The 14,108-nt window shown below is 71.8% G+C and carries 11 protein-coding genes; 10 read left to right on the forward strand and 1 reads right to left on the reverse strand.

The features are described 5' to 3' along the window. Window positions 1-24 precede the first annotated feature (24 nt). From ACGFNK_RS02825 to ACGFNK_RS02845, 5 genes are all read left to right on the forward strand, one after another. Window positions 25-1,356 carry a hypothetical protein gene (locus ACGFNK_RS02825; protein ID WP_393411255.1) on the forward strand — a complete coding sequence of 444 codons (1,332 nt, stop codon included), beginning with the start codon at window positions 25-27 and terminating at the stop codon, window positions 1,354-1,356. Then, window positions 1,353-4,025, forward strand: coding sequence for a tetratricopeptide repeat protein (locus ACGFNK_RS02830; RefSeq protein ID WP_393411257.1), 2,673 nt, complete (start codon window positions 1,353-1,355; stop codon window positions 4,023-4,025). The genes ACGFNK_RS02825 and ACGFNK_RS02830 overlap by 4 nt, the downstream gene beginning before the upstream one ends. Window positions 4,026-4,028: 3 nt before the next feature. Beyond that, complete coding sequence (locus ACGFNK_RS02835) at window positions 4,029-5,330, forward strand: PP2C family serine/threonine-protein phosphatase (protein ID WP_393411259.1); 1,302 nt, start codon at window positions 4,029-4,031, stop codon at window positions 5,328-5,330. A 95-nt stretch (window positions 5,331-5,425) separates the two neighbouring features. Further along, the gene (locus ACGFNK_RS02840) at window positions 5,426-6,772 is read left to right on the forward strand and encodes a VWA domain-containing protein (protein ID WP_393411261.1); all 1,347 of its coding nucleotides are present in this window, start codon (window positions 5,426-5,428) and stop codon (window positions 6,770-6,772) included. A gap of 108 nt (window positions 6,773-6,880) precedes the next feature. Continuing rightward, window positions 6,881-8,059 carry an FHA domain-containing protein gene (locus tag ACGFNK_RS02845; RefSeq protein WP_393411263.1) on the forward strand — a complete coding sequence of 393 codons (1,179 nt, stop codon included), beginning with the start codon at window positions 6,881-6,883 and terminating at the stop codon, window positions 8,057-8,059. Window positions 8,060-8,152: 93 nt separating this feature from the next. Here the strand turns inward: ACGFNK_RS02845 and ACGFNK_RS02850 are convergent, their stop codons facing one another. Beyond that, window positions 8,153-9,133, reverse strand: a complete 981-nt coding sequence (locus ACGFNK_RS02850) for a methyltransferase domain-containing protein (protein ID WP_393411265.1) — start codon at window positions 9,131-9,133, stop codon at window positions 8,153-8,155. A gap of 204 nt (window positions 9,134-9,337) precedes the next feature. Between ACGFNK_RS02850 and ACGFNK_RS02855 the strand changes: the two genes are divergently transcribed. The 5 genes from ACGFNK_RS02855 (at window position 9,338) to ACGFNK_RS02875 (ending at window position 13,899) form a co-directional block, all read left to right on the forward strand. Next, on the forward strand, window positions 9,338-9,742 hold the full coding sequence (locus ACGFNK_RS02855; RefSeq protein WP_393411267.1) for a globin: 405 nt from the start codon (window positions 9,338-9,340) through the stop codon (window positions 9,740-9,742). Window positions 9,743-9,828: 86 nt separating this feature from the next. Next, a complete protein-coding gene (locus ACGFNK_RS02860) occupies window positions 9,829-10,023 on the forward strand; it encodes a hypothetical protein (protein WP_393411269.1) in 195 nt (64 codons plus the stop codon). A gap of 169 nt (window positions 10,024-10,192) precedes the next feature. Beyond that, window positions 10,193-11,821 (forward strand): IS200/IS605 family accessory protein TnpB-related protein, encoded by a 1,629-nt coding sequence (locus tag ACGFNK_RS02865; RefSeq protein WP_393411271.1) that lies wholly within the window; start codon window positions 10,193-10,195, stop codon window positions 11,819-11,821. A 10-nt stretch (window positions 11,822-11,831) separates the two neighbouring features. After that, window positions 11,832-12,878 carry an FtsX-like permease family protein gene (locus tag ACGFNK_RS02870; protein ID WP_393411273.1) on the forward strand — a complete coding sequence of 349 codons (1,047 nt, stop codon included), beginning with the start codon at window positions 11,832-11,834 and terminating at the stop codon, window positions 12,876-12,878. A gap of 64 nt (window positions 12,879-12,942) precedes the next feature. Further along, window positions 12,943-13,899 carry an ATP-binding cassette domain-containing protein gene (locus tag ACGFNK_RS02875; protein ID WP_393411275.1) on the forward strand — a complete coding sequence of 319 codons (957 nt, stop codon included), beginning with the start codon at window positions 12,943-12,945 and terminating at the stop codon, window positions 13,897-13,899. Window positions 13,900-14,108: the final 209 nt, after the last annotated feature.

The following is a 14,108-nucleotide window of genomic DNA, read 5'->3' on the forward strand; positions in this document are numbered from 1 at the left end:
ACGACTGAGAGCGAGAGGTGATCGATGGGCGTCACGGGACCCTCCGGGCCGGTAATGGACCGGGACGAGGTGGACCGTGCGCTGGCGCGGCTCGGCGCGGAGCACGAGGCCATCGAGACCTCGCTCCTCGCCCTGCAGGACCACGCGGGCCGCAGACTCCTCGAAGGCGCCGAGCTCACGGGCACGACCCGGGAGCGCTGGACGGCCACCGAGGCGTCGATCTCGCTCCTGTGGACGTACTTCGACGCGTACGCGGACGCGTTGCGCTCCGCGCGTGACGTGCGCTCCCGACGACGCTGGCCGAACCGCGACGACCTGGTGGAGCTGACGGAGCTGCTGCGCGGCGAGAGCGTCACGGTGGCGGGCAGCGCCGCCGCGACGGCCTCCGCGCCCACCATGGCCGGCACGGGAAAGCTCAGCGAGCGCTTCACCCTCGTCGAACTCGTGGGGCGTATGAACGAGTTGTACGCGCAGTCGCTCGACATGGTCGTGGCGGCCGACGCCGTGTGGTCGGCGCTGCCCGCACGGATCGACCTGCTGGCCGCGGAGCTGCAGCGCACCCGCCAGCTCGCGCACTCCGTGGGCGTACGCCCCGGGGAGCACCCGGCGGGCGACGACCTGGAGCGGATCACGCGCACGCTGACGTCTCTGCGTGAGCAGGTGGTGTCCGATCCGCTGGCGTTCTGGCTGCCCGCACAGGGCAGTTCGGCGCCGGGCGGCGGGCGGCCCGACACCACGCGCTACGACCGGGAGGCGCGCGCCCTGGATGAGGTGCGCCGCGAGATCGACGCGGTGCTGAGCGTGAGGCAGGACGCGGAGACACGGCTGGTGAAGCTGCGGGACGTGCTCTCGCGCGCGGACCGCACGCTTGCCGAGGCGCGCTCCGCGCGCGGTGAGGTGCTGGCGAAGATCGCCGCGTCGGAGGTGCCCGCGGTCAGCGGCCCGCCGACGGCGCTGCAGGAGCAGCTGGCGACGGCCGCCGAGTACCGCAGACACGCGCAGTGGCATCGCCTCTCGCCGCTGCTGGAGTCCCTGGAGCAGCGGGCCGAGGACGAACTCCTCAGAGCCCGCGAGTCGTTGACGGCCGTCACCGCGCCGCTCGCGGTCCGCGCGGAGCTGCGCGGCCGGCTCGACGCGTACAAGGCGAAGGTCGCCCGGCACGGCCTCGCCGAAGACCCGCTGCTCGTGGAGCGCTACGACGCGGCGCGCCGCATGCTGTGGAGCGCGCCCTGCGATCTGCGCGTGGCGGAACAGGCGGTGCTGCGCTACCAGCACGCTGCCGCCGACTTGCTGGTGCCCAAGGTCCCCGGCCAAGCCGGTCACGGGGGACCACAGGACCGGAGGGGGGAATCGTGAGTGAGCAGAGCGTGAGCGAGCGGAAGCAGTGCCAGCGCCCCGGCTGCACGGGGGCGTACGAGGACGTGGGCGGCGGCGAGTTGTACTGCGACACATGCGGTCTGGCGCCGGTCGTCTCCGCGAGCGGCATGGTCGGCTCGCCGCCGACCGGGATCACGGCGGGCGGCAGGAACTCGCGCGGCTCCGGCCGCGGCAGTGCGAGCTCGCGCTCCAGCTCCCGGTCGTCGTCACGCTCGGCACGCTCCTCGCAGTCCCGGCGCTCGGTGTCCGGGCGTCTGTCGCGCTCCTTGTCGGGGCGCACCTCGAGCCGTTCCGTGTCGGTGCGCAGCTCCGGTTCGACGGCCGGATCCTCCGGCCGCGGCCGGCTGGGCGTCGGCCTCGTCCAGGTCCCGGACGTGCCGCGCCCCGATCCACGAGAGATGGTCCAGGACAACCCCGAGGTGCCCGAGCGCAAGCGGTTCTGCTCGCGCTCCGACTGCGGGGCGCCGGTGGGACGTTCGCGGGGTGAGAGGCCGGGGCGTACGGAGGGTTTCTGCACCAAGTGCGGCCACCCGTACTCGTTCGTGCCGAAGCTGCGTGCGGGCGATGTGGTGCACGGCCAGTACGAGGTGGTCGGCTGCCTCGCGCACGGCGGGCTCGGCTGGGTCTACCTCGCCGTGGACCGCGCGGTGTCCGACCGCTGGGTGGTGCTCAAGGGCCTGCTCGACACGGGCGACCAGGACGCGATGGCCGCCGCCATATCCGAGCGCCGGTTCCTCGCCGAGATCGAGCACTCCAACATCGTGCGGATCTACAACTTCGTCGAGCATCTCGACCAGCGCACGGGCTCCCTCGACGGCTACATCGTCATGGAGTACGTCGGCGGCAAGTCCCTCAAGGAGATCGCCAACGAGCGCCGTACGCCTGCCGGGAAGCGGGACCCGCTGCCGGTCGAGCAGGCCTGCGCGTACGGCATCGAGGCGCTCGAGGCGCTCGGTCATCTGCACAGCCGCAACCTGCTGTACTGCGACTTCAAGGTCGACAACGCGATCCAGACCGAGGACCAGCTCAAGCTGATCGACATGGGCGCGGTGCGCAGGATGGACGACGACGAGTCGGCCATCTACGGCACGGTCGGCTACCAGGCGCCGGAGGTCGCCGAGCTCGGCCCGTCGGTCGCCTCCGACCTCTACACCGTCGCCCGTACGCTCGCCGTGCTGACCTTCGACTTCCAGGGCTACACGAACGTCTTCGTGGACTCCCTGCCCGACCCCGACAACATCGAGGTATTCCGCCAGTACGAGTCGTTCTACCGGCTTCTCGTCCGCGCCACCGACCCGGACCCGGCCCGCCGGTTCGCCTCCGCCCAGGAGATGGCGGAGCAGCTGACGGGCGTACTGCGCGAGGTGGTGGCGCTGCAGACGGGCCGCCCCCGCCCCTTCCTCTCCACGCTCTTCGGGCCCGAACTGAAGGTCACGGACACGGAGTTGTTCGGAGAGCTGGACGGGGATGTGTCGCGGCTGGGGGCGCGGGCGGTACCGGTGGGACGGCGACGCCAGGCGCTTGTCGGGGCCAACGGCGGCGGTACGGCCCTTTCTTCAGGCAACGGAAGTGCCGCACTGGCCGGCGGCGGAACCGCCCATGCCCTCGGCGCCGGAGGTCCCGCGCTGTCCGGCGGCGGAGCCGCCAATGCCGCACCCCTCCACAGCGCGGCCGGCGCCCTCGCTCCGCCGCCGACCGCACTGGTCAAGGCGGTCGACGCGGCGGCCGCCGCGCTCACGCTGCCGGTCCCCCGGGTCGACCCCGGCGACCCGAACGCCGGATTCCTCGCGGGCCTCATGGCGTCCGCGCCCGCGGAGCTGATCGCCGCGCTGCACGCGGCGCCCACCGGCTCCCTGGAGCTGCGGCTGCGCGAACTGCGGGCCCGCCTCGAGATGCGCGACCTCGACAGCGCCACTGGGACACTCGCGACCCTGGAGGCGGACCACCCCGACGACTGGCGGGTGGTCTGGTACCGCGGCATCGCCGCGCTCGCGAGCGGCGACCACGAAGTGGCGGCGCTGTCCTTCGACGCGATCTACGACGCGTTCCCCGGCGAGCCCGCCCCCAAGCTGGCCCTCGGCCTGTGCGCGGAGGTCCTCGGGCAACTGGACAACGCCGCGGAGTACTACCGCCTGGTGTGGACGACCGACCCTAGCTATGTGAGCGCGGCGTTCGCACTGGCCCGCGTACAGCTGGCGGCGGGTGACCGGCAGGGGGCCGTACGGACCCTGGAGTCGGTGCCGGAGGCGTCGATCCACTACACGGCGGCCCGTGTCGCCGCGGTACGGGCGCGACTGCGGCACCGGATGAACGAGGGGCCCAGCGCGCCGTTCCTGGAGGACCTGACCGCGGCGGCCGGACAGATCGATGCCCTGCGCGGATACGGCCTGGACGCGGTCCGCCGCGAGCAGTTGTCCACAGAGGTCCTCGGCTGCGCCCTGGACTGGGTACTCTCCGGTAGCCAGGGTTCCGCGCCACCGAGTACGGGAGCGCGGACCGTACTGCTCGGCAGTGACCTGGACGAGCGAGGCCTCCGCTTCGGTCTGGAGCGCTCGTACCGGACACTGGCCCGGCTCGCCCAAGGTGGCGAGGAGAGGATCGATCTGGTGGAGCGCGCCAACCGCTACCGCCCCCGGACGTGGGTGTAATTCATGTCGCAGATGCCCCCGGCGTTGTCGAAGTGCCCCAGCTGCGAGGAGCCGCTGGAGTCAGGCGACCGCTTCTGCGGTGCCTGCGGGTACGACCTGTCGGCCGTGCCCGCACCGCCGGACGACAACCCCACGATGACCATGAACGGCACGGCGCCGCACCCCCCGTCGGCCGCCGCGCCGGTGGACTGGCCGGTCGCCCCCGAGGTGGACAGCTCCCACAGGCCTGCCCCGGTCCATGTGCCCTCGGAGATCCAGGGCACCGACTCGGCGGGCCACGAACTTCCGGCCCACGCGTCGGGCGTACGGTTCGACGGGCCCCCGGAACCGGACGAGTACGCCTTGCAGGCGCCCGACCCGCGCACCGCCGAGTTCGCGGGGACACCGTCCGCGGGCACCAAGGTGTGCGTGGCCTGCCGTGCGGGCCAGGTCGACCGGGACGGCTACTGCGAGAACTGCGGCCACGCACAGCCGCGTGAACGGGACCACATGGAGCAGGAGTTGAGCGCCGTCTCAGCGGTCAGCGACCGGGGGCTGCGCCACCATCGCAACGAGGACGCGTTCGCGATCTCCTCGACCGCGCTGCCCGACGGCTCCTCCGCGGTCGTGGCGATCGTCTGCGACGGGGTGTCCTCGGCGACCCGCCCGGACGAGGCCTCCCTCGCCGCGTCCCGCGCAGCCAACGAGTCGCTCCTGGAGGCCCTGCCCCGGGGCACGCATCCCCAGCAGGCCATGCACGACGCCATCATCGCCGCCTCGCGGGCGGTCAACTCCCTTGCGGGAGCTGCACCGTCCGAGCACGCCCCTCATCAGAACGCGCCCGCCTGCACCCTCGTGGGCGCCGTGGTCACCCCCGCCCTCCTGATCGTCGGCTGGGTCGGCGACAGCCGCGCCTACTGGATCCCCGTGGACCGTACGTCCCCCGCGGCCCGGCTCACCGAGGACGACTCCTGGGCCGCGCAGATGGTCGCAGCGGGCCTGATGAACGAAGCGGAGGCGTACGCCGACGAGCGCGCCCACGCGATCACCGGCTGGCTCGGCGCGGATGCGTACGAACTGGAGCCGCACACCGCTTCCTTCAAGCCGGACAGGCCGGGTGTAGTGGTGGTGTGCACCGACGGGCTGTGGAACTACGCGGAGGCGGCCGAGGAGATGGCGCAGGTCATCCCGCACGACGCCGCGCTCCGCCCGCTGCACAGCGCGCAGGTTCTGGTCGGCCACGCTCTGGACGGCGGGGGCCACGACAACGTAACAGTGGCCGTCCTGCCGTTCCCGGCCCCGCCGATGGGGGCAGGATCGGCCTGAGGCCGGACAGGGAACGGCCGTGGACCGGAGGGGACCGGTCCGCTCACCGACATCACCCACGACTCGTGGGGGTCCTGAGGGGGAGCTAAGAAGGCATGGCCAATTTCTCTAAGTCGAACGTGCCGCAGTTCTCGGTGGAGGTGTACCAGAACGAGTACCTGCCGGAAGGCGGTCGCGAGGTCAACGCGATCGTGACGGTGACCTCGACCGGCGGCGGCACCGTCGGAAGTGCGGTCGCCGCGCCGCACCTCTACACACCGGGCCAGGGCCCGGACGCGGCCGTGGCGATCATGGTCGACTGTTCGGGCTCGATGGACTACCCGCCCACCAAGATGCGCGGTGCCCGGGACGCCACGGCCGCCGCCATCGACGCCGTACGCGACGGAGTGCACTTCGCGGTGATCGGCGGCACGCATGTGGCCAAGGAGGTCTACCCCGGCGGCGGGCAGCTCGCGGTGGCCGACGCGGGGACCCGCGAGCAGGCCAAGCAGGCGTTGCGCAAGCTGAGTGCGGGCGGCGGCACCGCGATCGGCACCTGGCTGCGGCTCGCCGACCGGCTGCTGGCCTCGGCGGACGTCGCGATCCGGCACGGCATCGTGCTCACCGACGGACGGAACGAACACGAGTCGGCGGAAGACCTCAAGGCCGCGCTGGACGCCTGCGCTGGGCGCTTCACCTGTGACGCGCGGGGCGTCGGCACCGACTGGGAGGTCAAGGAGGTCACCGGGATCGCCTCCGCGCTGCTCGGCACCGCCGACATCGTCGCCGACCCGGCGGGTCTGTCCGCCGACTTCACGCAGATGATGGAGACGGCGATGGGCAAGGAGGTCGCGGACGTCGCACTGCGGCTGTGGACGCCGGTGGGCACCTCCATCAAGTTCGTCAAGCAAGTGGCGCCCACAGTAGAGGAGTTGACCGACCGCCGCACGGAGGCGGGCCCGCGCGCCGGGGACTACCCGACCGGCTCCTGGGGAGACGAGTCCCGGGACTACCACGTGTGCGTGGAAGTGCCGACGGCCGAGATCGGCCAGGAGATGCTGGCGGCCCGGGTCTCTCTTGTGATCCCGCAACCCGAGGGCCCCGCCCAGACGCTGGGCGCCCAGGGTCTCGTACGGGCCGTGTGGACCGACGACATGGCGGCGTCCACGTCGATCAATCCGCAGGTCGCGCACTACACGGGTCAGGCCGAACTGGCACAAGTCATCCAACAGGGACTGGATGCCCGTAAAGCGGGAGATATCGACGGGGCAACGGCCAAGCTGGGCCGCGCGGTTCAGCTCGCCAGTGTCTCCGGAAACGCGGATACGGCGAAACTGCTTGCGAAGGTGGTGGACGTGGTCGACGCCCCGGCAGGTACTGTGCGACTGAAGGCGAAGGTCGAAGAGGCCGACGAGATGACACTCGAAACACGGTCGACAAAGACTGTTCGTGTAAAGAAATAGGTGGTCCGGCCCCTCCCCGGGGCCGGAGCGACGAACCCGGACCCTGTACCGAGGGGGACGGAGAACTTCGGTCCCCCGGGGCCGGAACAGAAAGGGGGAAGCGCCGACATGCCGACCTGCCCGAACGGACACCAGTCGGGTTCCGACGACTGGTGCGAGGTCTGCGGTCACCGCATGGCCGGTGCCGTACCCCCGCCTCCGCCGCCGCCCCCCGCCGCCGGCTACGGCTATCCACAGCCCGGTTCGCCGCCGCCCGGCCAGGGCGGACGCCCGCACCTGTCCGCCGTACCGGACCACCCGTCGCCCGAGCCCGAGTTCTGCCCGCAGTGCCATACCCCGCGCGAGGGCGCGGCCCCGTTCTGCGAAGAGTGCCGGTGGAACTTCCTGACGAACACGGCCACCTCGTACACCCCGGCCGCACCTCCTCCGCAGCCCGGTGCCGGCCCCGGCGGTCCGAACCCGGCGCTGCGGTTCCAGCAGCAGCCGCCCGGACAGCACGGTTCCGGCCATGACGCGTACGACTACCAGAGCTCGCGTCCCTCACAGATGAACCGTCCCGCCGAGCCGCTCTCACCGTACGGCGACCCCTCGGGCCAGGGTGGGTACCCCCGTAATCCCGGGGACTTCGGGGGTCAGGGTGGTCAGGGTCAGGGCGGGCACGGTGGCCCCGGCGCCGCGCAGGCGTACCAGCAGCAGCACGCTCCGCCCGGGTATCCGCAGGGGACCGGGCATCCGCAGGGTCCGGGCGGGCAGCCCTACGGGGGCGGGGACGACTGGGTCCTTCCTCCGCCGGGCGGCGATCCCGGCGGCCAGGGCCAGGGCGGCTACGGCTACCCGCAGCCCGGTGCGACGCAGGCCCCGCCCGGGTACCAGCAGCAGCCGATGGCCTGGAGCATCACGATCGGGCCCGACCGCGAGTACTTCATGGCGATGATGCAGCGCTCCGGTCCGGAGGCCGCGGGCCTGAACCTGCCCGCGTACTCCCCCGAGCAGCAGCGCCCGCTCATCGGCAACCAGATCACGATCGGCCGCCGTCGCCACTCCACGGGCGAGTCCCCGGACATCGATCTGTCGGTGCCGCCGGAGGACCCGGGCGTCTCGCACCAGCACGCGGTCCTCGTCCAGCAGCCGGACGGCAGCTGGGCAGTCGTCGACCAGAACTCCACGAACGGCACCACCGTCAACGGCGGCGAGGAGCCCATCCAGCCCTTCGTCCCCGTACCACTGCAGGACGGCGACCGGGTGCACGTGGGGGCGTGGACGACGATCACGATTCGCCGGGGCTGAGCAGCCGCGTTCTCTGATCTGCGGCATGTGATCCGCGGCATGTGATCCGCGGCATGTGATCCGCGGTATGTGATCTGCGGTATGTGATCTGCGTTACGTGAGCGGCCAGGCGTACGGCCCTTCCGGGTCGTCCAGCCAGGCCCACTCGCGTTCGCCGCTGACCGTGATCCCGTACCGCGCGCGTTCCGGCTGTTCCTCGCGCTCCCACAGGGCCAGGGCCTCGTGCGGGTCGAGGGCGCCCGCGGTGAGGGCCAGCAGGAAGCGGAAGAGTTCGTTCTGGATCGCCCGGCGCGGCAGGCCGCCGTCGGCGGTGGGCCGCGGTTCGGGGCGCTCGGTGCCGCGCAGAGGCACGAAGTAGGCGGGCGTGCGCAGGAAGTGCCCCTCGGCGTGCTCGGCGTCGCGTACGCGCAGGTCGATCACGCCGGTCGCGATCGGCGCGAGGATATGGGCGCCGGGGCTGCACTGGGCGAGCCACGGGCGCGGGATCGAGGTCACCGCGCAGGTCACGATGACGCGGTCGTACGGGGCGTGCTCGGGACAGCCGCGGGCGCCGTCGCCCGTGACGACTCTCGGGTGGTACCCGGCGGCGGCCAGATGCCGCCGGGCCGACTCGGTGATCTCCGGATCCAGATCGATGGTGGTGACCAGTTCGTCGCCGAGGCGGTGGGCCAGCAGGGCCGCGTTGTAGCCGGTGCCCGCGCCGATCTCCAGGACCGCGTTGCCGTCCCGTACCTCCAGCTCCGCCAGCATCTTCGCCATCAGGGACGGCTGGCTGCTGGACGAGAGCAGCTGGCCGTCGCGCACCCGGGTGGCCAGCGGGGAGTCGGCGTACGCGCCGCGCAGCCAGCGCTCACGCCTGCGCGGGTCGGGGTCCTCGCCCCACAGTCGCTCGTAGCCGTCCTGGGCACCGACGAAGTAGTACGGCACGAAGAGGTGGCGCGGGACGCTCTCGAAGGCCTCCCGCCAGACCGGGTCACTGGCCCAGGCCCCGCTCCCCTCGATCTCGCGCACCAGCGCCGCCCGCGCCGTGGCGGCGAGGTCGTCCAGGCCGTGGTCGATGGCGTGCGCGCTCATACCTCCACTGTGCGGCGCGAGGCTCCCGGAGGCGAGTGCGTGAACGCGCCGTTCCCCAAGCCTTGCGCATGGTCCTAAGCCTTGAGTCCTCGGTCTCCCCGTCTGAGACCATGGAGCAGTGGCTGCAATTTCCGGGGGACGACCCCCGGACCCCCGGCTGAGAGCCAGGGGCTGACCAGAGCGATTTTTGTGAGGCCAACCAACGTGGTCGAGATTCGGCGCGGCACGCTTCAGGAGCAGACCTTCTACGAGCAGGTCGGCGGGGAGGAGACCTTCCGCCGCCTCGTCCACCGTTTCTACGAGGGTGTCGCCGAGGACCCGCTGCTGCGGCCCATGTATCCCGAGGAGGACCTCGGCCCGGCCGAGGAGCGCCTCACGCTGTTCCTGATCCAGTACTGGGGCGGCCCCACCACGTACAGCGAGAACCGCGGCCACCCCCGGCTGCGGATGCGCCACGCCCCCTTCGCCGTCGACCGCGCGGCGCACGACGCCTGGCTGAAGCACATGCGGGTCGCCGTCGACGAGCTCGACCTCTCCGAGGAGCACGAGCACACGCTGTGGAGCTACCTGACGTACGCGGCGGCGTCGATGGTGAACACGGCGGGCTGACGCACACGGACTGACGCCCCAAGCGGATCGACGCCCTGCGGGATGCCGCGCGCGCCGGCCCCAAGGCGCTGGTCAAGTCCCCCGCGATGTATGGCACCACGGCTGTCACGATCTCGTTGCCGGAGGAACTGGACCGGGTCGAACGTTCGCTGCTGGTCTCCCGTTCGACGCTGCTGATCGTCGCGCTCCAGCTCGCGCTGCTCGTCACGGCGGTACTGGCGCTGCGCCGCCAGGACCCGGTGAGCTCGCTGCGGAGTCAGGGGGTTGTGAACAGGTGGTGATCGACGGCGCTTGAGTGTGTTCTGGTGCGCACGATTGAGTTCCTGGGCAGTGGCAGGTGCACTCATCGATAGGGAACGAAAGTTCTTACATCGAATAGGTGACCTTCGCCGGCGATGGTCGTTGGGTGTGGTGACGGATTTTCGTAACACCAGGTTGAGGGGTGCAGGGGTGGGGGGACTGCGGGAGGTGGCGGCGCCGTTCGTGGTGCCCGGCCCCTCGGGGGTCGCCATCCGTACCCGGCTCAAGGGCCTGACCGCCCGGGACGAGATGGTTCTGCGCCTGGTCGGCGACCTGCTCGGTTCGCTCGCCTCCCGTGATCTGAAGGCACGGTGCGCGGCCGGGCTGGAGCACGACAGTGAACGGTGGGCCGAGCGCAAGCGCACCCTCTCGCAGGTGTCCTCCTCCCGCTGGGCCGGGTCGATCACGAAGGCCACGCACGATCAGTGGGCGCTGGCCAGGCGCGGCCAGCTCGCGCACCTGCAGAGCCTTCAGGCCGGGATCGAGACGATCGAACACCGGCTGTCCGTACCTGTTGGTGAGAAAGGCACCAAGCAGGCACCGGGCGGCTACCGCAGCACGCGGGAGTGGCACGCGAAGAGGCGCCGCCTGTGTGTGCTCGAAGACCGGCTCCAGACGGTGCGGGCGGACCGTGAGGCCGGGGTCGTGCGCGTGGTGCGCGGCGGGAAACCGCTGCTGAACACCCGGCACCACCTGGAGCAGGCGCATCTCACCGAGGAGCAGTGGCGCACGCGGTGGCAGGCCGGGCGCCGGTTTCTCCAGGCGGACGGCGAGTCCGGCAAAAGGTTCGGCAACGAGACCATCCGCGTCACGGACGACGGCGAGGTCTCCCTCAAGCTCCCCGCGCCGCTGGCGCACCTGGCGAACGCTCCGCACGGCCGGTACATGCTGGCGACGAGGGTGTCGTTCGCGCACCGGGGCGAGCAGTGGGCCGACCGCGTCGCCGCCAACCGGGCCGTGGCCTACCGCATCCACGAAGACACCGGCCGGGGACGCTGGTACCTGACCGCGTCCTGGACGATCCCTCCAGTCCAGACCGTGTCTTTGGCAGCGGTCCGCGCCGGAGGCCTGATCGGCTTCGACACCAACGCCGACCACCTGGCCGCCTGGCGCCTCGACGAACACGGCAACCCCACCGGCCATCCCCGACGCTTCAACTACGACCTGTCCGGTACCGCCCAGCACCGCGACGCGCAGGTCAGGCACGCCCTGATCCGCCTGCTGCACTGGGCAAAGCGCCGGGGCCTCGCGATCGCACTCGAAGACCTCGACTTCACCGCGGAGACCACCCGCGAGAAACACGGCCGCCGCAAACGATTCCGCAACCTCATCTCCGGCATGCCCACCGCCAGGCTGCGGGCCCGGTTGGTGAGCATGGCAGCCGAACTCGGCATCACCATCGTCGCCGTCGACCCGGCCTACACCTCCAAATGGGGCGCCCAACACTGGCGAAAACCCCTCACCACCGAGACCAGAAAGACCACTCGCCACGACGCTGCTGCCGTGGCGATCGGCAGGCGCGCCCTGGGGCACCCGATCCGGCGACGGACGGCACCGCCCCCGCACGACCAGAGCGATCGTGCGGGGCATCGGACCGTCCAGGCCCGACCGGGCACCCCAGGGGGCGAGGGAAACCGCCCCCGCATTCCCGGACCACGGACACGATCCGTGCGCGCCGGACGCGGAGTGAAAGCGGTGGACCAGAACGCCCAACACCGTTCGGGGCGTTCGGCTGAGCATGAGTTCTGGCACCAGGACTCACTCCCGCTCAGTCTTTAGGAACGGTTCCGTGCTGGCGGGCGGGACCGCGGCACTCCTCACCCTCGGCGCGGACGCCCGGATCGAAGCCACCGGTCCGCTGCCCGCCGGTCTGCCCGAGGAGGTCCGTTCGACGTCCGGCGCGGGCGAGGTGACGGCGCTGAGCATCACGTACCTGGCGAAGCCGGAGGGCGGGCCGGTGACGGTGCCGCTCGCGGGGGTGGAGCCCAAGGAGTACGCGAGGCTGGCGGGCCGGACGGGTCTTGGGGCGTTCCCCGCGGGCGAGTTGAGCCGCCCGGAGGCTGCCGCGGAGCGGGCGCTTCCCGCTCTTGCCTCCCCCTCCGTCGCCGAGCGCTACGGCACCCGTCCCCTCCCCGTACGCCTGGAGGACGGCAGCGAGATCACCGTCCGTATCGCCCTCGTACGTGACCTGACGCCGGCCGTGTCAGGCACCGATTTCCTGGTCGTGGACCGCTCCGGTCTCGGCACCGAAGCCGCGCGCCCGACCGCCCTGCTGGTGACCGGCGACCACCTGGATGCGGGCGCGCTGCACAAAGCCGCGGGCGCCGGCACGGACGTACGGCTGCGGTCCGAGGAACGGGCCCGGTACGTGGACTCCCCTCTCCAGTCCGGCGCCGAGCGCGTCTACACGGCGGCGGTCGCAGCGGGCGCCGGATACGCCGTACTCGCACTGCTGCTCGCCCTGATCCGGGCCGCTCCGGAACGCGCCGCCCTGCTGGCCCGGCTGCGCACCATGGGCCTGACCCGGAGCCAGGGCCGCCGCCTGCTCGTACTGGAAGCCCTGCCGGGGGCCCTCCTCGCGGCGGCGGGCGGCGCCCTGACCGGCTGGGCAGCCGTCCGCCTCCTGGCGCCCGGCATCGACCTGACCACGATCGCCCTCGCCACCCCCGGCGGCGCGCCCCCACCGGGCACCGCCCCGCTGCACACCGACCCGGCGTCCCTGCTGCTCCCCGCCCTGGCCGTGCTCCTCCTCGCGACGGGCATCGCGGCGGCTCAGGCGTGGTGGACGGGGAGGAAGGGCTCGGTCACGGAACTACGGGCGGGGGATGCCCGATGACACCGGACGGCACGGAGCCCCGTACGGGAGACAGCCGGCCGACCACTACCGGAGGAGTCGCCCGATGACGGCCACGAACCCGACCTTCGCCGACCTGGCCCACCGCGCCGCCGACCGCCGTGATCGTCCCGCCTACGGCCACGACGCGCTGATCACCTGTGACCGCCTGGTCCGGGTCTTCTCCACGGACGGTGTGGAGGTGCAGGCACTCCAGGGCCTCGATCTCCTGGTCCGCGAGGGCGAGTTGATGGCCCTGGTGGGCGCGTCCGGCAGCGGCAAGTCGACCCTGATGAACATCCTGGCCGGCCTCGACACCCCCACCGCGGGCGCCGCCCGGGTCGCCGGCCGCGATCTGCTGACCATGAACGCGAAGGACCGCCTCCGCTACCGCCGCGAGACCGTCGGCTTCGTCTGGCAGCAGACCGCCCGCAACCTCCTCCCCTACCTCACCGCCGCCCAGAACGTCGCCCTCCCCATGCAGCTGCGCGGCACCCGCAGCCGCCGGGCGAAGGCCGAACGCGCGTCGGAACTCCTGGAGTTGCTCGGCATCGCCGACTGCCGGGCCCGCCACCCGCACCAGCTGTCCGGCGGCCAGCAACAGCGCGTCGCCATCGCCGTGGCCCTGGCCAACTCCCCCGCCGTGCTCCTCGCCGACGAACCCACCGGCGAACTCGACTCCCACACCGCCGAGCAGATCTTCGCCGCCTTCCGTACGGCGAACGAGCACCTCGGCACCACCATCGTCATCGTCACCCACGACCAGGCGGTCGCCGGCGAAGTCCGCCGCACGGTCGCCATCCGTGACGGCCGCACCTCCACGGAGGTGCTGCGCCGCACCGAGGTCGACGCCACGACGGGCCACGAGAGGGTGGTGGCCCGCGAGTACGCGATGCTCGACCGCGCGGGGCGGCTCCAGCTTCCCGCCGAGTACACCGAGGCCCTCGGTATGCGCGACCGCGTCGCCCTGGAACTGGAGCCCGACCACATCGCCGTGAGGCCCGACGACAGCGAAGACGAGTGATCCAGAGTGGTCCCAGGGCGGACCAGAGTGATCCAGTGCCGTAACCGAACAGCAATCGCGCACAGGTATTGACGGGCCCGGGAGCCGGTGTCATGGTTACCCGCATCGAGACATCAGATGTCTGACGTCAGATCTCCTGGTCACCATCGCGTTCATGTGATGTCAGACTCTGGATCAATACCTGCCCCAGACCCGCCCGCCGGAGGCTC

The organism is Streptomyces sp. NPDC048825 (assembly GCF_043198355.1).
Taxonomy (GTDB): Bacteria; Actinomycetota; Actinomycetes; order Streptomycetales; family Streptomycetaceae; genus Streptomyces; species Streptomyces xiangluensis.